A 19,051-nucleotide genomic window follows, 5' to 3' on the forward strand; every position below is an offset into this window, starting at 1 on the left:
GAGCACCGGCCACGCCGCCGACGCCGCCCGCGAGATCGCCGCCGCGCCCGACGCCGCACACGGAGACGACGGCTCGCCCGGGCGCCACGACGGGACGCACGTGTTCACCGTGTGCCTGGCGGTGCTGGGCGGCGCACTCGTCCTCGGCGCCCTGTCCCTGCTGTGGCGGCCCCGCCGCGGACCGCCACGCCGGCCGGCCCTCGGTCCCGCGGGCCCGGCCCGGACCGGGGTCCACCCCGCCGGCCCATCGGGCTGCTACTGCGAGCCGTCACGGTCCTGCGTACGTGAGGAGAACACGGTCCGGCGCCTCGCCCGGACCCGACGACTCCGTTCCGGCACACCTCACGACAAGGACCACGTACTGATGAGACAGACCATCCTGCGCCGCGCCGTCCTCGCGGGCGTCGCCCTGTCCGCCCTGCTCGCCACCGCCGCCTGCGGCGGCGCTGACGACACCGGCGGCATGACGCACGGCACCGGCAGCAGTTCCGCGGCGGGCGCCTCGGCCTCCGCGGACGCCACAGTCAACGCCGCGGACGTGATGTTCGCCCAGATGATGATCCCGCACCACCAGCAGGCGGTGACGATGGCCGACCTGGCCCCGACGCGCGCGAGCGACCCCGAACTGAAGGACCTGGCCGCGAAGATCAAGGCGGCGCAGGATCCGGAGATCGCCACCATGAAGGGGTGGCTCACGGCCTGGGGCAAGCCCACGGACCTGCCCAGCGACCACAGCATGCCCGGCATGAGCGCCACGCCCGGGCACGGCATGCCGGGGATGGACGCGGGGATGCCCGGCATGATGTCCGAGCAGCAGATGAGGGACCTCGCCGCGGCGAAGGGCCCCGCGTTCGACAGGATGTTCGCCGAGATGATGATCGCCCACCACAGGGGCGCCATCGACATGGCCCGGACCGAGCAGGCCGACGGGAGCAACCCCGCGGCCAAGGCGCTGGCCGCCGAGATCGCCTCGGATCAGGCCGCCGAGGTGCAGACCCTGCAGAAGATCCTCGACCGCCTGTAGACAGCCGGGTGCGGCCGGTCCCGGCGTCGGGACCGGCCGCACCGCCACGACACCTGACGTACCCTGACCGGCACGAAGGGAGAGCACGTGGCGGAACTGGGCAGACTCGAATCGGCGGTGATGGACGTCCTGTGGCGTGCCCCCGAGCCCGTGCTCGTGCGTGACGTCCTCGACGCGGTGACCACCGACCGGGTTCTGGCGTACACGACGGTGCTCACCGTGCTGGACAACCTGCACCGCAAGGGCTGGGCCGTACGGGAGAAGGACGGCAAGGCCTACCGCTACCGGGCCGCCGGCACCCGCGAGGAGATCATCGCGCGGACACTGCGCCGGGTCGTCGAGACGAGCACCCACCCCGACCTGGTGCTCCTGCACTTCGCCCGGTCCGCCTCCGACCACGAGCTGCACATCCTGCGGCAGGTCCTCGACGAGCGGGAGTCCGGGGCGTGAGCCTCGCGCTCGCCCTCGTCACCGGCGCGGTGCTGGTCGCCTGCTGTGGTCCCGCCGCGTTGCGGCTGTGCTTCCGGCACGTCGCCGACCCCGTCGCGATGCTGCTCGGCTGGCTCGGCCTGATCGTCGCGGTGCTCGCCACCTTCGCCCTCGCCACCGTGATGCTCCTCGCCCCCGGCAGCACCCGGCAGTGGGCGCTGCACGACCTCGCCCGAATCTGCTGGCACTGGGCGCAACCCAGCCGGCCGCCCGCCGTCGACGAGATCGTCGGGGCGACCGGAGCGCTGCTCCTGCTGGCCGTGCTCGCCCGGTTCACGGTGACCTGCACCCGCCGGGCGATGCGCGCCCACCGTGCTCGCCGCGCCCACGCCGACCTGCTCACGCTCGCCGGCGGCCCACCGGAGCGCGGCGAGGCGCCGGTGCTGTGGATCCCGCACCCGACCCCGATGGCCTACAGCCTCGGCGGGTCCGGCGGGCTGACGGTCCTGGCCAGCGCCGCCGGTGACCTGCCGGCGGACCAGCTCGCCGCGGTGCTCAGCCACGAGCGGGCACACCTGCGGGAGCGTCACCATCTCCTGGTGGCCGCCGTGGAAGGGCTCGCCGCCGCCGTACCGTGGCTGCCCCTGACCCGCCAGGCGCCCGCAGCAGTGCGCCTGCTCGTCGAACTGCGCGCCGACGCCGCCGCCGTCCGCGAATGCGGCTCGACCGCCGTACGCGACGCGTTGCTGACCTTTGCCGGCGCGCCGCGCCCGCCGTCGGCGCTGTCGATGGCCGGTGCCGACGTGGCGATCCGGCTGCAGCGCCTCCAGGGACGCCGCCCGCACCGCCGCAACCTGGTCGCCCGCGCCCTGCTCGCCTCGACCGCCCTGGCGGCACCCCTGGGCGCCGGCGTGGTCACCGGCATCCTGTTCTGCCTGTAGACCCCCGGGACCGCCCCGGCGGCGCGGGCCCACCTACATGCCGGTGTTGACCAGGATCGCGGTGGCCAGCAGGACGGCGACCATCAGCACCGCCTCCGCCAGCACCGTGCGGCGCAGGCGACGCATGCCCTCCGGGGTGGGGTGGTCCAGCCGGGGCACCACCCGTCTGCTGTTGTAGAGCCCGACGACGGCGACGACCGCCACCAATGCGACCTTGACCAGGAGCACCCGGCCCCATCCGGTGCTCACCAGGTGACCGGGCCGGTCCAGGATCGCCAGCGTCAGGGCGGCACCGGCGACGCCGGTGAGCGTCACCGCCGCGGTGGCCGGGACGGAGAAGCGCACCGCCATCTCGGCGGCGCCCGTCGGCACACCGAGGCGCGCACGCCCCAGCAGCAGCGCCGCCAGGAGCAGAACGCCGCCGACCCACACCGCCGCGGCGACGGTGTGCGCCACGTCCGCCGCCACGACGATCGCCCGTTGCCCGGCGGTGACGGTGTGCCCGTCGAACAGGAACGAGCCGAGCAGCAGCGCCACCGTGACGCCGAGGAGCACCGGCCGGACCGCTCGCGCGCGTACCCGCTGCGCCTCGTCGCCGCTCACGTCGCCGGTGGGCGGCACGACAAGAGGGCGAGGGGCGGTGGGGATCGCGGCGACCGTCACCACGGCGTGCCGCCCGACCGCGTGCCGGCCCCGGATCAGCGCCGCCTCCAGGGAACCGGCCACGAGCAGCCCGGCCGCGCCGGCGAACCGCAGACCAAGTCCGGCGGCCACCGGCGTACGGCTGAGCGCGGTCAGCGCCTGCACGCTGACCGCCGAGGCGAGACCGCCCCCGCCGAACACGGCCGCCAGCGCCGCCAGTTCGAGCAGCACGCCGGCCACCACCGTCAGCCCGGCGATGCGTACCCAGACCTGGACCAGCCGGATGTCGCTGCGCGTACCCACCAGTGTGGTCAGCGCGAAGACGAGACCACCCACGCCGAGCAGGATCGCCCCGTAGGACAGCCAGCGCCCCGCCGTGCCGATCAACCGCACCGGACCCTGGCCGGCGTCGGCGGTGTGGCCCACCGCGTGCCCGCCGGAGTGGGCCGGCGGCGACGCCGACGGAACGGCCGGTCCGCCGTGACCGTTGTGCCCGTGCGAACCGGCCGTGGGCCGGGGGGCGGCGGTCGCGCCCGGTGACGCGTCGGCCGGGACCACTGTGAACGTGACGTCGCCGGTCAGCGGATGGGCGTCCGGGGCGGCCACGCTCCAGCGCAGCGTGAACTTCCCGTCGGTCAACGCGGCGGAGGGGTGGACCAGCCACGTACGGCCCCCGTCGGGGGTGTGAGTGGTCACCGGAACGGCAGCACCCTCGCGGGAGAGCTTGAAGCCGGCTGCGGTGGGCGTGCCGGGGGCGCTGAACGTCAGCCGGATCTCCGCGACCGCGCCGTCCACGCGGGCGCCGTCGGCCGGTACGACCTTGAGCAGCTTGAAGTGCGCGGCGGCCGGCGACGCGAACCCGAGCACCACGAACACGGCGGGACAGCACGCCAGCCACACGAGCAGCAGCCACCGCGCCACGCCACGCGCCGACGACCGATGACGCCGCGGGAGAGGCACCACTGATCCCCTTCGTCAGGGAGACATGGACCCGGCGCCCATCGCTCCGACCTGATGCGGTCGCCATCCTAGGGGAACTACTAAGAGCTGGTAGTAGAGCGTCGATCTGATCAACGTCGTGGCCGAGCGGCGCGGTTCCGGTTTCGCCGGGCCGGATGCGGACCGGGACCCGTCACGTCCTCGTTCCCGGAGGCGGACGGAACCCCGGGCTTCAGAACTGCACTCCCGAGTAGATCCGCGGCACGATCAGCGCGTACGCGAGGACGAGCGCGGCGACGGTGACCACCGGCGTGCCGACGAGCACCACGGCCGATGCCACGCGGACCCGGGTTCGCAGCACCTTGTGCATGCCGGGGGTCTGCGTCAGCACCATCAGCGCGGTCACCCACGTGGCGAGGCCGACAGTGGCGACGATGCCGAGCCACGACAGCAGCACCATGACGTTGGTCCCGAACCGGTCACCCGCGTCGCTGCCGTACTGCAGCAGGTACGGCCGGTTCCGCAGCCCGACCCAGAGGTTGACGCCCGCGAACGCGGTGAGGGCGACGGACCACAGGGCGGCGAATCCGACAGCGGTGCCCCGCAGCCGGGTGCGGGTACGCTGCGCTGCCTCGTCGAGTACGGCCATGCACGGATGCTAGGCCATCGGTGGTTCACCTGATCAGCGCGCGCTTGTCCGGCTTTCCGCTCGGTGCCGTCGGCACCCGCTCGATCGGCTGGATCGTCTGCGGGACCGACGCCTCGCCCAGCGCCTTCGCCACCAGCGCACGCAGCCGCTCGGCATCCGGTACGCAACCGGCGGCCGGCACCACGTACGCGTGCACCGCCTCCCCGGTCACGTCGTCGGGGCGCCCGACGACGTACGCCTCGGCGACTGTGGGATCGGCGGCGAGGACCCGCTCGATCGGGCCCGCGTACACCAGGTTGGCGTGGACGATGATGACGTCCCGGATCCGGCCGAGCAGGTGCAGGTAGCCGTCGCCGTCGAGCCGGGCCAGGTCCCGGGTGCGGACCCAACCGTCGGCGAACACCTCGGCGCTCTCGGCCGGATCGTTCCAGTACGCGGCGGCCTGCGCCGGTGTGCGGACGAACAGTTCGCCCTCGGTGGCGGGACGGCCCTCGGCGTCCCGGATGGACAGCGCTGTCACCGGTGGTGGCCGGCCGACGGAGGCGAGCGCGGCCGGGCACGCCAGCATCTCGGCCGGCGTCACCATCGTGATCATGCCGGTCTCGGTCTGGCCGTATCCGTGGTAGACGACGGGCCCGAGCACGTCGAGCGCCTCGGCGAGCCGGCCCGGTGCGAGCGGGGAACCGGAGACCAGCAGGGCCCGCAGGCTGCTCAGGTCGACCGGGTCGCTGCGCTGGTCCCGCACGAGCTGGTACAGCTTGCCCACGGTGATCACGCTCGCGGTCGCCCGGCGCCGGGCGATCATGCCGGGGAAACCGGGGGGCCGGGCCGCGACCAGGGTGCCGCCCGCGGCCAGGGTGAGGATGCCGTACTCCAGCATCACCTGGCTGCTCAGCGAACCGAAGACCAGATACCGCTGGAGCCGGGTGGCGAGGTCGGCGACCGCCGGCGGCCAGCGATCCGGGTACGGGGTCCAGGCCGCGCTCATCGCCGCGTACGTCTGGGCGCAGCCCTTCGGGCTGCCGGTGCTGCCGCTGGTCCAGATGATCCGGGCGACGTCGTCCGGGCGCCCGGCGGCGATCAGCGGCCGTCCGTCGTCGGGGGTGCGCGCCAGTTCGGCGACCCGGGCGTCGTCGACCAGCAGCGTGGTGCCGCCGAGTTGCCAGGCGCGGTGCGCCGGGCTCAGGTCGGGGCGGATCCCGGAGACCCGGGCGCCCACCGCGAACGCCGCGATGATCGCCGCGAACGCCTCCGCTGTGACACCGAGCCGCAGGGCCACCCCGACGCCCGGGCCCGCCCCGGCGGCACGGAGCCCGGCGGCGATGCGACGGACCAGCCGGTACATCTCGGCGGTGGTGACGGTCCGGTCGCCCTCCTCGAAGACCGGCCGGTCGTCACCGGCGGCGAGCAGGTCCAGCACGGGCTGGGGCCAGACCTCAGCCGGCATCGGAGAGGACGCCCTTGACGAAGAGCACGAGCGGCTGGTGGTGCACGTCCGGCAGGTTCCAGTGGTTCTCCAGGTTCTCCGCGAGGTGGTGCACCGCGACGACGGTCCCACCACGATGGACCCGGACGACCGGGTGCAGGTAGCTCGCGTCGTGGGCGTGCGCGGCGTCGTTCTCGGCGATCCGCGGCACCGTGATGTCGAACGGGTCGACCTGGTCGTGGTCCGGCCCGTACTCGAGGGTGACCACGAACGCGAACGGTTCCGGGCCCAGCCCGCCGTCGTGCACGTACGCGACGGGCACCTCCTCGTGGTAGCGCGCGGTGTCGCCGTCGACGACGACGACGTCGCCGAGGACGGCGAACTGCTGCCACAGCGCCGAGGTGCGGTTGATCCGCGCGATGATCGCGTCCGCGATCGCCTCCGGGGTGACCTCCAGCGGCGTGGCCGGCCACGGCGTGTCGTGGTGGCGGGCGCCGAGGATCCGGTGCAGGGCGCGTACGCCGTACCGGAAGCCGTGGATGAACCCGTTCGTCGAGCGCTTGAAGTCGCGCTGCTGGGTGAGCGTGCCGGCGAAGTAGAGGCCTGGCACGTTCACCGACTCGTACGCGGAGGTCTGCTCGGGGAAGCGGTCGTTGATGACGAGCCGGGGCCGGGCGGACGGGTCGAAGATGCCCGCGTCGAACCGGAATCCGGTGCAGAGGATGACCCGGTCGTAGTCGATCTGCCGGATGCGCTCGACGGTGCGGGCGTACCGGAAGTCGATCCGGTAGCCGCCGTCGTCGCGCCGGACGATCCGCTCGACGGTGCCGTCGAGGACCGCGTTCTGCGACTTGAGCTGGTACGTGTCGAGGAAGTTGTTGTTCACCGCGCGCAGGTGCCCGACGTAGTGCGTCTGCCACGCCAGCTTGATCGAGTGCGGGCCGGCGACGTGGATGACGGCCGCCGTCTCGACGAGCGCGTCGGCGGTCTCGAACGCGGAGTTGCCCTTGCCGATGATGAGGACGCGCTGGTCGGTGAAGTCGTCCGGGTCGACGCTCACCGTGTCGTACCGTTCGGCGAGCTGGGCGCCCTCGATCGGCGGGACGTAGAGCTGGGACACGCCGGTGGCGACTACCACCCGGTGGGCGGTGACCGTGTCGTCGCCGGCGTCGACGGTGAACAGGTCGCCGTCGCGCGCGACCCCTGACACCCGGGTGTCGTACCTGATCCGCAGGCCGCGGGCGACGTCGGCGAGGTAGCGCACCATGTCCGCGGCGTCCGGGAAGTAGCGCCGGCTGTAGTTCTTGAACAGCAGCGCCGGATCGTCGGTGAGCAGTGAGTTCCAGTCCGCGCGCAGATTGAACTCCGGGTCGTCGGAGCCGGTCCAGACCTTGTTGATCGAGATGAGTTGCCGGTGCCGGGGGTAGGTGGCGAAGAACGTGCCCGGCGCCGGGCCGGCCTCCAGGACCAGGTAGTCGCGGCCGTCGCGCTCGAGCAGGTGAGCGAGCTGCAACCCGGCCGGTCCGGCTCCGATGATCAGATAGTCGAGCGTCATGCGCCGCAACGTAGCGACTCGATCTCAGAGCGTTCTGAGAATTCGTCTCTAGGGTGCGATCGCATGACGACAGAGGTGGACCTCGATGTCCCACTGCGGATCGCCGACCTCCGCGCCGCCCGCGACCCGATCAAGGTCGTGGTCGGGCCGCAGGTCCGGGGCCGGGTCACTGCCGCCCGCACGTTCCTGTCCGCGGTGCTCGGCGACGACCGCGCGGTGTACGGCGCCACCACCGGCTTCGGCGCCCTGGTCGGGTACGCGGGCCGCGCCGACCTGCGCGACCAGGCCGACAACACGCTCGCCCACCTCGGCGCCGGTCAGGGCCCGGACATCGATCCGGACGTGGTCCGCGCGACAGTGCTGCTGCGGGCCGCGTCGCTGGCCCAGGGCGCGTCGGGAGTATCCCCGCACGTGATCGACGCCCTCGCGGCGATGCTCGCGACCACGTTCGTCCCCGCGATGCCCCGGCTGGGTTCGGTCGGTGCCAGCGGTGACCTCATCCCGCTGGGTGCGGTGGCGCAGGCGTTGCGGGGCCGGGGGCACGCCTACCTGGACGGGGTGCGGATGCCCGCGGGCGAGGCGCTGACGCTGGCCGGCCTGGAACCCCTGCCGCTGGACGGCCGGGACGCCCTCGCCCTGGTCAACGGGACGTCGCTGACCACCGCGGCGACAGCGCTGGCGCTGGACGCGGTCCGCGCCGCACACCGGGCGGTCCAGGTGCTCACCTGCCTGCTCGCCGATCTGCTCGGCAGCGACACGCAGTTCCTCGACGCCCGGCTGCTGGCCGCGTACGGCCATCCGGGCGCGATCGACGTGGGCGCGCGGATGTGCCGCGTCAGCGCCGGACTCGTCGCGTCCGGCACGCGTCCGTTGCAGGAGCCGTACAGCATCCGGTGCACGCCGCAACTGCTCGGCGCCGCCGAGGACGCCCTGCGCTACGTCGACGCCGTGGTCGCGGCCGACCTCGCGAGCGTCACCGACAACCCGCTGTTCTTTCCCGACGACGACCTCGTGGTGCACGGCGGCAACTTCTTCGGCCAGCCGGCCGCGTTCGCCGCCGACGTGCTGTCGATGGTCGTGGCGCAGGTCGGCAACCTCGCCGAACGGCAACTGGATCTGCTCGTCGACCCGAACCGCAACGGCGGCCTGCCGCCGATGCTGGCCGCCGGCCCGGGACAGCAGCACGGGCTCCAGGGGGTGCAGCTGGCGGCGACCGCGCTGATCACCGAGATCCGCCGGGACACCATGCCCGCGAGCATGCAGAGCGTGCCGACCAACCTGCACAACCAGGACGTCGTCCCGCTCGGCACCCAGGCCGCGCTGCGGGCACTGGACCAGGCCCGGCTGCTGCACCTCGTCGTCGGGTCGCTCGCACTGGGGCTGCGCCAGGCCGCGTACGTGGGCGCGCGTACGCCGACCGCGTCCGGCTGCGCCGAGGCGCTCGCGGCGCTGGCCGCTGTCGTACCGCCGGTCGACCCCGACCGGCCGCTGGACGGTGACGTGCGGCGCGCGGCCGACGTGATCGCGGATCTCTCCGTTTCTCTTCCCTGAGGGTGGGCGCACATGACGCTTGACTATCTGATCGTCGGGGCCGGGCCGGCGGGCCTGCAACTCGCTGCTCTGCTGGAGGCCGACGGCAAGCGCGACTATCTGGTCCTGGAACAGGCGGACGGCCCGGGGGCGTTCTTCGCCACCTATCCCCGCCACCGGCAACTGATCTCCATCAACAAGCCGCACACCGGCTCCGACGACCCGGAGCTGAACCTGCGGCTGGACTGGAACTCGCTGCTCAGCGACGACCCGGCGCTGCGGTTCACCGGCTACACCGAGCGGTACTTCCCGGACGCCGACGTGATGCTCCGCTACCTGGCGGACTTCGCCGCGAAGACGGGGGCACGGGTCCGGTACGGCACCCGGGTGACGTCGATCGGCAAGGCCGACGGGGTGTTCGAGGTCCGGGCGGGGGAGGAGGTCTTCCGGGCGCGGCGGCTGATCGTCGCCACCGGCGTGTCCCGGCCGTACCTGCCGCAGATCCCCGGGCTCGAACTCGCCGAGCAGTACGCGGACATGTCCGTCGACCCGCGCGACTACCTCGACCAGAAGGTGCTGATCATCGGCAAGGGGAACTCCGCGTTCGAGACCGCCGACAACCTGATGGAGACCACCACGCTGATCCACGTCGCCGGGCCGAGTTCGGTGCGGATGGCCTGGCGTACGCACTACGTGGGGCACCTGCGCGCGGTGAACAACAACTTCCTGGACACGTACCAGCTGAAGTCGGCGAACGCGATCCTGGACGGCGAGGTCAGACGCATCGAGCGCGACGACGCGGGTTACACGGTGACGTTCTCGTTCTCCCGGGCGAACGAGGTGGTCAAGGAGCTGCGGTACGACCGGGTGCTCGTCTGCACCGGGTTCGCCTTCGACGCGTCCGTCTTCGACGACACCTGCCGGCCGGCGCTCGCGATCAGGGACCGCTTCCCGGCGCAGACCCCGGCGTGGGAGTCGGTGAACGTTCCCGGCCTCTACTTCGCCGGCACGATCAGCCAGGAACGGGACTTCAAACGCTCCACGAGCGGCTTCATCCACGGTTTCCGGTACGCCGTCCGGGCGCTGCACCGGATCCTGGAGCGACGGTACGGGGACACGCCGTGGCCGGCGGAGAAGCTTGATGCCACAGCGGAGTCGATCGCCGACGCCGTCGTCGCGCGGGTCAACCGCACCTCCGCCCTGTGGCAGCAGTTCGGCTTCCTCGGCGACGTGGTCACCGTGGCCGGATCCGACGCGCGCTACCACGACGAGGTGCCGGTCGAGTACTTCACCGGCACCGGCCTGCGCACCGCCGACCACGACTACACGGACGCCTTCGTCGTCACCCTCGAGTACGGCCCCGACCACGACCGGGTGGACCCGTTCGACATCACTGTCAGCCGGGTCGCCCAGGACGTCCCCGGTCAGGCCCACGACGCCGCCTACCTGCATCCGGTCGTCCGCCACCACCGGGCGGGCCAGGTCGTCGCCACCCACCACCTCGCGGAGAACCTGGAGAACCGGTGGGACCGGCCGGAGACGCACGTCGCGCCGCTCGTCGCGTTCGTCGACAGCTGCCTGAGCCGTGCCGAGGGTTGAGATGCGCCCGCCGGAGGGCACGGCGCTGGACGGCCCGGCGCTGAACCTGGCCGAGCTGGCCGCCGACGCGCGCGGCCGGCTGGACCCGGTGCACTGGGACTTCTTCTCCGGTGGAGCGGGCGAGGAGCGCACGGTCCGCGCCAACGAGGCGGCCTTCAGCCGGCGGTACGTGGTGCCCCGCGTCCTGCGCGGCGCGGGCCGGCGCGACCTGCGGACGTCGCTGCTCGGCACGCGGATCTCGATGCCGGTGCTGATCGCGCCGACCGCGTTCCACCGGCTGGCCCACCCCGAGGGTGAGGTGGCCACCGCACGCGCCGCCGCCGAGGCGGGCACGATCATGGTGGTCAGCATGGCGGCCACCCGGCCGGTCGAGGAGGTAGCCGCCGCCGGCGGGCCGCTGTGGTTCCAGCTCTACCCGCAGGCGGACCTCGACTTCACCGCGCTCGTGGTGCGGCGGGCCGAGGCGGCCGGCTGCACCGCCCTGGTCGTCACCGTCGACTCGCCCGTGTTCGGGCGGCGGGAACGCGACCTGCGGCACGGCTTCGCCGACCTGCCGCCGGGGATGGTCTGCGAGAACATGCGTGACGCGAGCGGCCGGGTGCGCGACATCGGGATGGACGCCGGGCTGGACTGGGCCCGGATCGCCTGGCTGCGCGAGGTCACCACGCTGCCGATCCTGCTGAAGGGGGTGCTGCATCCGGCTGACGCGGCGCTTGCCGTCTCGTACGGTCTCGACGGTCTGCTGGTCTCCAACCACGGCGGCCGGCAGCTCGACGGCGCGCTCGCCACCCTGGACGCGTTGCCCGCCGTGGTGGAGGCCGTCGGCGGGCGGCTGCCGGTGCTGCTCGACGGCGGCGTCCGCCGGGGAACCGACGTCCTGGTGGCGCTGGCGCTCGGCGCGAGCGCCGTGCTTGTCGGCCGCCCGGTGCTGTGGGGGCTCGCGGTGGGCGGCGCCGCCGGGGTACGCCACGTGCTCGACCTGCTGCAGGCCGACCTCGACCGGGCGCTGGCGCTGGTCGGCGCCGCGGGTCCGGCCGACCTGAGCGCCGACCTGGTCGCCACGGTGGCGTGCGGATGAGCGCCCTGATCGTCCTGGCGGGGGTCGGCGTGGCGTGGACCCTGCCGTACTGGCTGCCCCGGACGGTGGTCCGGCTGCGGGAGTGGGTGTTCGTCACCGTCAACGGCGTCGAGGGCGTACCGGTGCCGGGCCCCACAGTCGGCATGGAGCACTTCGAGCGGGTGTATTCCGATCCGGCGGCGGACGGCCGCAGTCGCGGGGCCGGGCTGTCGGACCTGTTCTGGTACTGGCTGGCGCCCGGGCCGCACATGCACCAGGAGCATCTGGAGCCGGGGGAGCGGTACCGGACCGTGGCCGCGACGACCCGGCGGGTGCTCGCGATACGCCGTCAGCGCTGCGACGACCTCGCGACCGCCGCCACCCGGCGCGCGCTCGACCGGCTGCCCGCCGACCGGACCAGCCACGTCCGGCTGCGCGACCTGATGATGCCGGTCTGGGCGGAGGTCTACTACGAACTCGTCTTCGGCGAGGCGTGCCCGCCGGACGCGCGGGCACTGATCGTCGCCAACGCCGAGGACGTGGTCAACGGGCTGAAGTGCACCGGCCTGCGGCACATGCGGCGGCGCGACCGGCTGACCCGGTACCTGCACGACCGGATCGAGGCGGGGACCTGCCCGGTGACGCTGCCGCCGCCGTTCACCACCCGGGAGACGGCCTGGTATCTCCAGGGTGCCTTCTTCAACACCGCCGTCGTGCAGATGTCCGAGGCGATGGCGCACGTGCTGCTCGCCCTCGCCACCCATCCCGGCCTCCAGCGCGGACTCGACGACGACGAGGCGCTGGACCGGGTGATCGACGAGACGCTGCGGGTGCATCCGCTCTTCGGCGTGGCGCACCGGATCACGTCCGCGCCGATCACGCTGCCGACCGGCGTGTCCCTGCCCGCCGGAACCGTACTGCTCTTCAACTACCTGGCGTTCCACCGCGGCGGAGCCGCCGGCGACGACCGGTTCGACCCGGACCGGTGGCTGACGCTCAAGCGCGGCGACGCGCACTTCATCCCGTACGGGGTCACTGCGAACCGGGCCTGCCCGGCCCGCGGCGTCGCGCCGGTGATGATGCGCGCCGCGACCCGTGAGGTGCTGCGCCGGTACGTCCTGACCTCCTCCGCGTCACACACCCGCTCGCTGCCCAGCCGGGGTCCGGCGTACCTGACTCCGGCCGGGTCCACCGTCCCGGGGCGGCTGCGGCTGGCCGCGATGCGGTCGCGGGACCGGTGGGCCGACGTGGGCCGCAGTGTCCGGCAGTTGGTGTTCGGCACCTGGATGGTGCTCGACGCCCGCCGGCAGCGGTTGTGCACCGACTACTTCGAGAGGGCTGTCCGATGACACCAACGGAGCTGGCGCCACGGTTCTTCATCGCGGTCACGGTGATCCTGATCTTCTGCAAAGGGGTCGCGTGGCTGCTCGGCAAGGCGGGTCAGCCCGCCGTGGTCAGCGAGATGCTCGCCGGCGTCCTCCTGGGGCCGTCGCTGCTCGGGCTCCTCCTGCCGGACGTGCAGGACGCCCTGTTCCCGGCACCCCTGCTCCCGGTCCTCTACGTCGTGGGTCAGGTCGGCCTGGTGCTGTTCATGTTCCAGGCCGGGTACGCGTTCAGCGCCCACCGGGTCACCGGGCTCGCCGGCACCGCCGGCGTGGTCTCGCTGGCCGGGGTCACCGCGCCGCTCCTGCTGGGGGTGCTGCTGGTCCTGGTGACGGCGGGCGCCGTGCCGATCCAGGCCGACGGGACGTCACTCGGGGTCTCGGCCGCGTTCGTCGGCGTCGCCCTGGCCATCACCGCGTTCCCGATGCTGGCCCGGATCATCACCGAACACGGGCACGCCGGCACCCGGCACGGCACCCTCTCCCTGGCCAGCGGCGCGATCGACGACGTGGTGGCCTGGATCATGCTGGCCGCCGTGCTGGCCTTCGCGTCCGGCCGGGCCGGTCCCGCGCTCGTCACCGTGGGCGGGGCGGTCCTGTTCGGACTGGTGCTCTGGTTCGGCGGGCGGGCGGCCGCCTCCACGCTGATGACCCACCGGGCCCTCAACGACCGCGCGCGGCTGCTCGGCACCGTCGCACTGCTCTTCCTGGTCGCCTGGTACACCGACGAGATCGGCCTGTACGCGGTCTTCGGCGCGTTCGCGGTCGGCGTGGTGATGCCCCGCACCGAGAACACCGACCGGGTGGTGGACACGCTCACCCCGGTCGCCGCGACGCTCTTCCTGCCGCTGTTCTTCACCTACTCGGGGCTGCGGACGGAGTTCGGTCTGCTCGGCTCCCTGCCGGTGCTGTTGTTCGCGCTCGCCTGCGTGACGGCGGCGATCGCCGGCAAGTTCGGCGCCTGCTGGGCGGCGGCCCGGCTCCGTGGCGAGCCGCCGGGTGTCGCGCTGCGGGTCGGCGCGCTGATGAACGCCCGTGGCCTGATGCAGCTCATCGCGCTGAACGTCGGGCTGGAGGCGGGCATCGTGAACCCGGCCCTGTTCACCGTGCTGGTACTCGTCGCGCTGGTCACCACGCTGATGACGACGCCGGTGCTGAGCTGGATCGAGCGACGTGAGGCCCGGCAGCCCGCGACCGTACGCACACCGGCGCTCGCGGTTTCAGATAGTTGAAGAGGCAAATACTGATGCCTCCATCGGCTCTCATCTATGAGATCGTTAACATATGCGGGGCGGAAGATCGAACCGGCTGCTGCTGGTCGAGGACGACGCGGACCTGACCGAGATGCTCACCGAGGCGCTGGGTCAGGAAGGCTATCTGGTCGACCGGGCCTTCGACGGCCAGCGCGGCCTGCATCTCGGGCTGACCCGGTCGTACGACGTGATGGTCATCGACCGGATGCTGCCGGCGCTCGACGGACTCGACCTGGTCACCCGGCTGCGCGCCCGGGCGGTCCCGTCCCGGACCCTGATGCTCACCGCGCTCGGCGCTGTCGACGACCGCATCGCCGGGCTGGACGCGGGCGCCGACGACTATCTGGTCAAACCCTTCGACCTCGACGAGCTGAGCGCACGGGTCCGGGCGCTGTGCCGGCGTACACCCGAGCCGACCGACGTGCTGCGCATCGGCGCCGGGCGGCTCGACCTGGCGCCACGCGAAGCGGTGCTGGCCGACGGCACCCGGGTGGCGCTGTCCACCCGCGAGTTCGAGCTGCTGCGGGTGCTGGCGGCCCGGCCGAACGCCGTCCATCCCCGCGCCGTGCTGCGCCGCAAGGTCTTCGAGGAGGCCGCCGCGGCGTCGATAGTGGACACCTACGTCTACTACCTCCGGCGCAAGCTCGGCCGTGCCGTGGTCCGCACCGTGCACGGGCTCGGCTACCGCCTCGGAACGCTCTGATGGAGGCGTCCGAGCGGGCGATCGTCCGGCGGACCCGGCTGCGGATCGGCCTGTTCGTCGGGCTGACCATCGGGGCCCTGCTGCTGCTGGCCGGCGGCATCTCCTACGCGGTCCTGGTCCGCGGCCAGGAGGCGCAGATCCAGCGCGAGCTGACGTGGGGCACCGAACACGGCACGATCGCCGGGCCGCCCGCCTGCAGCTGGATCTTCCAGTACGACGGCGCCACCGTGCGCACCGGCGCGAACCCGCCACCACCCGGCTTCCCGTTGCGCGACGCGCTGGACACCGTGGCGGCCACCCGGGCCACCGAGACCACCACCGTCGCGCGTAACGGCACGACCTACCACGTGCGCACCGAGGCCCGTGGCGACACCGTCGTCCAGGCGGTGTTCGACGCCCGGTTCCAGCTGTCCGACCGCCGGCACCTCCTGCTCGCGTTCAGCCTCGCGGCGGTGGCCGGGCTGCTCGCCGCCATGCTGACCGGTGTGCTCGTCGGCCGCCGGGCCGTCGCGCCACTCGCGGAGGCGCTGACCCGGCAGCGGCGCTTCGTCGCCGACGCCAGCCACGAACTGCGAACCCCGATCGCCCAGGTGCACACCCGCGCCCAACTGCTCGCGCGGCGGGCGCGCCACGACGGCACCGCCAGGAACCTGGACGACCTGGAACGCCTCGTCGGCGCCACCCGCCGGCTCGGCGAGATCGTCGACGACCTGCTGCTCTCGGCCCGGCTCGCCGCCGCTCCCGCCGACCGGGAACCGGATCCGCCGGTCGACCTCACCTCGCTGGTCGGGACGACGGTCGCCGCCGAGAGCGACCGCGCCGCCGAGCGCCGGGTCACCCTCACCCTGGACACCCCCGGCGACCCGCTGCCGGTGCCGGGAATCGAGTCGGCCCTGCGCCGGGTCGTCGGCGAACTGCTCGCGAACGCGCTGGCCCACACGCCGGCGGGCGGCCGGATCGACGTGACGCTGCGGGCCGCCGGCGACGCCGCCGAGTTCGTCATCGCCGACACCGGCAAGGGGTTCGACCAGGCCGACGCCCGGCGGATCTTCGACCGGTTCCACAGGGGCGCGGGCGCCGGGGACCGGCGTTTCGGTCTGGGGCTGACGCTGCTCCAGGAGGTCGTCACGAGCCACCACGGCACGATCGAGGCCGAGGGCCGTCCAGGGCGGGGAGCCCGATTCACGGTGCGCCTGCCCCGGACGCGATCGCCGGGCACTACGAGTAGGGCCTCGCGGATCAGGAACCTCCGGGTGTGGCAGCTCGGCGCCGGTACGTGAGCGCCGGATCGTGGAGCGCGTTCTCCGGCCCACCGCCGGGAGGCCCGAGGTGCAGGATCGCGGTCGGCGCGTCGGCCAGGTTCCCGCCGGCCGGCAGCCGGGCCGCCGGGGGAGTCGCCGCCTCAGCCGCCGCGCCCGGTGCGCTCCTGCGCCGCACCAGCACCAGTGCGAGCGCGCCCAGGCCCGCGGCGACCAGCAGGCCGCCCAGGAGGAACATCGACGTACTGCCGATCTCCTCGCCGGTGGCCTTGAGCGTGGGCGGCGCGGCCGCGGGAAGGTCGTCGCCGGCCGCCGCGGCGGGAGGGCTCGCCTCCTCGGCGGGCGACGGCGACGCCGTGGCCGGCGTGGCCACCGCGGCAAGGGTCAGTCGTACGGTGGCGACGTCACCGGCCCTGCCCCGTACGGTCGCGCGGGCGGTGCGGTAGCCGTCCATGGACGCGCGGACCGTGATGGATCCCTCCGCGATCGTCCGGCCGGCCCTGGCGGTGATCGAGAACTGGCCGCTGCGGTCGCTGGTCGTCCGGTACTCGTGACCGGCACTGTCCCGGATGGTCAGGTCCGCGCCGCCGATCGCCTTTCCGTCGGCGTCGCGTACCCGGCCGGAGACCCCGCTCACCCCGGCCGCCGGTGCGGCCCCGCCGGTGGGCGAGGCACCCGCCCCGTGGACGTAGACCATCTTGTAGGCGTAGCTGTTCTGCCCGGCGAGCCGCACGCCGATCGAGATGTTGAGGCCGGTGGTCTCGCCCGGGCGGGCATCCGGGGCGACGAGTGTCGCGTCGAAGGTCCGGCTCTGGCCGGGACCGAGAGTCGGCTCCGCCCGGCAGCCGGTGGCGCACCGCAGGCCGCCGCCCACCACCACGATGGCCGTCTCGGCCCGGCGTCCGCTGTTGGTGACGCGGAACTGCACGCGTACCGTCTCGCGGGGTTTCACGTTCTCCGCCGAAACGCTCAGGATGCTCACCGTCTCCGGTGCGGCCGTCGCCGGTGCCGCCGCCACCGCGAGCGTCCCTCCGGCCAGCATGGCCAGTGCGGCCGCCCGGGCCCGTCGGACACGTGAGCGCGTCGTCACTTCCCACCACCTCCGCCGAGAGCGGGCAACATCGGTCGATGGAGCCGCGGGCCACTATGCCCTGTGCGGGACGGGTGGCGCGACCCGCCCCGATGACCGCGGCGGGCCGGCCACGGGAATCGACAGGTCCGTTCCGGCGACTGCTAATCGGTTGCCCGGCGCGCTGAGGGATGCCTAGATTGCCGATCATGTACGACATCGACGGGTGTGCCGGATGAGCAGTCGCCTCCGCGAGATCGCCCGGCAGACGGTCGCGATCGCCGAAGCGGGACGCTACCGCAACGATGCCGGCGAGGACATCGCGATCGACGCGGCGGCACGCGCCGCGGTCGACGGCACCCGTGAGCACCTGCCGGACGAGGTCCTGCACCTCGACGGCGCGAAGCCCGGCGCCGGCGATGTGGAGGTGACGCACGAGTCGACATTGCAGGCGGCCCGCCGGCTCGGGCCCGGCGCGGCGTGTCTGGTGTTCGCGTCGGCGAAGAACCCGGGCGGCGGGTTCCTGGGCGGCGCGAAGGCGCAGGAGGAGAGCATCGCCCGCTCGTCCGCGCTGTACCCGTGTCTGCTCGCGGCGCCCGACTTCTACGCCTTCCACAGGGGGCAGCGGGACCTGCGGTACAGCGACCGGGTCGTCTACTCCCCGGGCGTGCCGGTGTTCCGCGACGACAAGGGAAACCTGCTCGACCGGGCGTACACCACGTCCTTCCTGACCGCGGCGGCGCCGAACCTGGGCGCGATCGTGCGCAACCAGCCGGAGCACGCCGCGGACGTGCCGGCGGTGCTGGCCCGGCGGGCCCGCCGCGTGCTGGAGGTCGCTGCCGCGCACGGGCATCGCACAGTGGTGCTGGGCGCGTGGGGTTGCGGGGTGTTCCGGAACGACCCGGAGGCGGTGGCCGGCGCGTTCGCCGACGCGCTCCTGGTGGTCGGCCGGTTCGACCTCGTGGTGTTCGCCGTGCGTGACGGACTGCCGGGCACACCGGTGTACCGCACGTTCGCGGAACGCTTTCGGTAGGTTCGTCGCATGAGCGACGACACCTTCCGGTCGGTGGAGATCGAGCGCACCAGCGTGGGCAGATACGTGGCGCGCAACGCCCGTGGCGGCGAGCTGTCGATGGGTACGGGGGAGGACGCGACCTTCACGCCCGTGGAGCTGCTGCTGGCGGCCCTCGGCGGCTGCACCGCTGTGGACGTCGACCACGTGACGAGCCGTCGCGCCGAACCGACCCGGTTCGCCGTCACGGTGAGCGGCGACAAGATCCGCGACCCGGAGGCCGGGAACCGGATGGAGAACCTCACCGTCACGTTCGCGGTGACGTTCCCGGACGGCGCGGACGGTGACCGGGCCCGTGAGGTGCTGCCCCGCTCGCTGCAGCAGTCGCACGACCGGCTCTGCACCGTGTCCCGCACCGTGGAGCTGGGCACTCCCGTCTCCATCGCCGACGCGACTGCCGACCCGGGCTCGACCGGACCGCGGTAGCGGCCGGAGTCGCCCGCCCAAGGGCGTCGATGCCCCCGTCCCCGTCACCTTGACACTCGTCTATGTTAACGAGAACATTGCCGTAACCCGGCGGTA

At 73.2% G+C, this 19,051-nt stretch carries 17 protein-coding genes; 12 read left to right on the forward strand and 5 right to left on the reverse strand.

Translation table 11 applies throughout. The features are described 5' to 3' along the window. Nucleotides 1–364: 364 nt before the first annotated feature. From SM452_RS21960 to SM452_RS21970, 3 genes are all read left to right on the forward strand, one after another. Nucleotides 365–1,024 carry a DUF305 domain-containing protein gene (locus SM452_RS21960; protein ID WP_463840667.1) on the forward strand — a complete coding sequence of 220 codons (660 nt, stop codon included), beginning with the start codon at nt 365–367 and terminating at the stop codon, nt 1,022–1,024. A gap of 87 nt (nt 1,025–1,111) precedes the next feature. After that, a complete protein-coding gene (locus SM452_RS21965) occupies nt 1,112–1,474 on the forward strand; it encodes a BlaI/MecI/CopY family transcriptional regulator (RefSeq protein ID WP_194799891.1) in 363 nt (120 codons plus the stop codon). Next, complete coding sequence (locus SM452_RS21970) at nt 1,471–2,394, forward strand: M56 family metallopeptidase (protein ID WP_262014202.1); 924 nt, start codon at nt 1,471–1,473, stop codon at nt 2,392–2,394. Before SM452_RS21965 ends, SM452_RS21970 begins: the two co-directional genes overlap by 4 nt. A gap of 33 nt (nt 2,395–2,427) precedes the next feature. On the opposite strand, the gene SM452_RS21975 is transcribed toward SM452_RS21970, so the two are convergent. The 4 genes from SM452_RS21975 to SM452_RS21990 all read right to left on the reverse strand — a co-directional run bounded on the left by SM452_RS21975 (nt 2,428) and on the right by SM452_RS21990 (nt 7,605). Then, nucleotides 2,428–3,957, reverse strand: a complete 1,530-nt coding sequence (locus tag SM452_RS21975) for a copper resistance CopC/CopD family protein (protein ID WP_463840574.1) — start codon at nt 3,955–3,957, stop codon at nt 2,428–2,430. A gap of 250 nt (nt 3,958–4,207) precedes the next feature. Next, entirely contained in the window at nt 4,208–4,624 is a 417-nt protein-coding gene (locus SM452_RS21980) for a hypothetical protein (protein ID WP_355513161.1), read from the reverse strand. A 25-nt stretch (nt 4,625–4,649) separates the two neighbouring features. Next, nucleotides 4,650–6,071: a class I adenylate-forming enzyme family protein gene (locus SM452_RS21985; RefSeq protein ID WP_463840575.1), complete on the reverse strand. Its 1,422-nt coding sequence runs from the start codon at nt 6,069–6,071 to the stop codon at nt 4,650–4,652. Then, nucleotides 6,061–7,605: an NAD(P)-binding domain-containing protein gene (locus tag SM452_RS21990; protein WP_463840576.1), complete on the reverse strand. Its 1,545-nt coding sequence runs from the start codon at nt 7,603–7,605 to the stop codon at nt 6,061–6,063. The genes SM452_RS21985 and SM452_RS21990 overlap by 11 nt, the downstream gene beginning before the upstream one ends. Before the next feature lie 63 nt (nt 7,606–7,668). On the opposite strand from SM452_RS21990, the gene SM452_RS21995 reads away from it, so the two are divergent. Genes SM452_RS21995 through SM452_RS22025 form a run of 7 tightly spaced genes read left to right on the forward strand, consistent with a single transcriptional unit; the run spans nt 7,669 to nt 16,409 of the window. Beyond that, nucleotides 7,669–9,156 carry an aromatic amino acid ammonia-lyase gene (locus tag SM452_RS21995; RefSeq protein WP_463840577.1) on the forward strand — a complete coding sequence of 496 codons (1,488 nt, stop codon included), beginning with the start codon at nt 7,669–7,671 and terminating at the stop codon, nt 9,154–9,156. 12 nt (nt 9,157–9,168) lie between these two features. After that, nucleotides 9,169–10,734, forward strand: a complete 1,566-nt coding sequence (locus SM452_RS22000; protein ID WP_262014208.1) for an NAD(P)-binding domain-containing protein — start codon at nt 9,169–9,171, stop codon at nt 10,732–10,734. Nucleotide 10,735: 1 nt separating this feature from the next. Further along, nucleotides 10,736–11,812 (forward strand): alpha-hydroxy acid oxidase, encoded by a 1,077-nt coding sequence (locus tag SM452_RS22005; RefSeq protein WP_262014209.1) that lies wholly within the window; start codon nt 10,736–10,738, stop codon nt 11,810–11,812. Beyond that, a complete protein-coding gene (locus SM452_RS22010) occupies nt 11,809–13,140 on the forward strand; it encodes a cytochrome P450 (RefSeq protein WP_463840578.1) in 1,332 nt (443 codons plus the stop codon). Before SM452_RS22005 ends, SM452_RS22010 begins: the two co-directional genes overlap by 4 nt. After that, nucleotides 13,137–14,405 carry a cation:proton antiporter gene (locus SM452_RS22015; RefSeq protein ID WP_262014211.1) on the forward strand — a complete coding sequence of 423 codons (1,269 nt, stop codon included), beginning with the start codon at nt 13,137–13,139 and terminating at the stop codon, nt 14,403–14,405. The genes SM452_RS22010 and SM452_RS22015 overlap by 4 nt, the downstream gene beginning before the upstream one ends. Nucleotides 14,406–14,457: 52 nt before the next feature. After that, the gene (locus SM452_RS22020) at nt 14,458–15,129 is read left to right on the forward strand and encodes a response regulator transcription factor (RefSeq protein WP_262014212.1); all 672 of its coding nucleotides are present in this window, start codon (nt 14,458–14,460) and stop codon (nt 15,127–15,129) included. Then, on the forward strand, nt 15,129–16,409 hold the full coding sequence (locus SM452_RS22025; RefSeq protein WP_463840579.1) for a sensor histidine kinase: 1,281 nt from the start codon (nt 15,129–15,131) through the stop codon (nt 16,407–16,409). Before SM452_RS22020 ends, SM452_RS22025 begins: the two co-directional genes overlap by 1 nt. On the opposite strand, the gene SM452_RS22030 is transcribed toward SM452_RS22025, so the two are convergent. Beyond that, nucleotides 16,369–17,478 (reverse strand): carboxypeptidase-like regulatory domain-containing protein, encoded by a 1,110-nt coding sequence (locus tag SM452_RS22030; RefSeq protein ID WP_463840580.1) that lies wholly within the window; start codon nt 17,476–17,478, stop codon nt 16,369–16,371. The genes SM452_RS22025 and SM452_RS22030 overlap by 41 nt on opposite strands. Before the next feature lie 214 nt (nt 17,479–17,692). Between SM452_RS22030 and SM452_RS22035 the strand changes: the two genes are divergently transcribed. Further along, nucleotides 17,693–18,490 (forward strand): TIGR02452 family protein, encoded by a 798-nt coding sequence (locus SM452_RS22035; protein ID WP_463840581.1) that lies wholly within the window; start codon nt 17,693–17,695, stop codon nt 18,488–18,490. 9 nt (nt 18,491–18,499) lie between these two features. Beyond that, on the forward strand, nt 18,500–18,955 hold the full coding sequence (locus SM452_RS22040; RefSeq protein ID WP_463840582.1) for an OsmC family protein: 456 nt from the start codon (nt 18,500–18,502) through the stop codon (nt 18,953–18,955). Nucleotides 18,956–19,051: the final 96 nt, after the last annotated feature.

This window comes from Micromonospora sp. SYSU B005 (assembly GCF_055362685.1).

What these genes read in the sequence shown, in the direction of transcription:
- SM452_RS21960 (WP_463840667.1), top strand. Translation starts at nt 365, where the DNA reads ATGAGACAGACCATCCTGCGCCGCGCCGTCCTCGCGGGCGTCGCCCTG.
- SM452_RS21980 (WP_355513161.1), bottom strand. Translation starts at nt 4,624, where the DNA reads ATGGCCGTACTCGACGAGGCAGCGCAGCGTACCCGCACCCGGCTGCGG.
- SM452_RS21985 (WP_463840575.1), bottom strand. Translation starts at nt 6,071, where the DNA reads ATGCCGGCTGAGGTCTGGCCCCAGCCCGTGCTGGACCTGCTCGCCGCC.
- SM452_RS21990 (WP_463840576.1), bottom strand. Translation starts at nt 7,605, where the DNA reads ATGACGCTCGACTATCTGATCATCGGAGCCGGACCGGCCGGGTTGCAG.
- SM452_RS21995 (WP_463840577.1), top strand. Translation starts at nt 7,669, where the DNA reads ATGACGACAGAGGTGGACCTCGATGTCCCACTGCGGATCGCCGACCTC.
- SM452_RS22000 (WP_262014208.1), top strand. Translation starts at nt 9,169, where the DNA reads ATGACGCTTGACTATCTGATCGTCGGGGCCGGGCCGGCGGGCCTGCAA.
- SM452_RS22005 (WP_262014209.1), top strand. Translation starts at nt 10,736, where the DNA reads ATGCGCCCGCCGGAGGGCACGGCGCTGGACGGCCCGGCGCTGAACCTG.
- SM452_RS22010 (WP_463840578.1), top strand. Translation starts at nt 11,809, where the DNA reads ATGAGCGCCCTGATCGTCCTGGCGGGGGTCGGCGTGGCGTGGACCCTG.
- SM452_RS22015 (WP_262014211.1), top strand. Translation starts at nt 13,137, where the DNA reads ATGACACCAACGGAGCTGGCGCCACGGTTCTTCATCGCGGTCACGGTG.
- SM452_RS22020 (WP_262014212.1), top strand. Translation starts at nt 14,458, where the DNA reads ATGCGGGGCGGAAGATCGAACCGGCTGCTGCTGGTCGAGGACGACGCG.
- SM452_RS22025 (WP_463840579.1), top strand. Translation starts at nt 15,129, where the DNA reads ATGGAGGCGTCCGAGCGGGCGATCGTCCGGCGGACCCGGCTGCGGATC.
- SM452_RS22035 (WP_463840581.1), top strand. Translation starts at nt 17,693, where the DNA reads ATGAGCAGTCGCCTCCGCGAGATCGCCCGGCAGACGGTCGCGATCGCC.
- SM452_RS22040 (WP_463840582.1), top strand. Translation starts at nt 18,500, where the DNA reads ATGAGCGACGACACCTTCCGGTCGGTGGAGATCGAGCGCACCAGCGTG.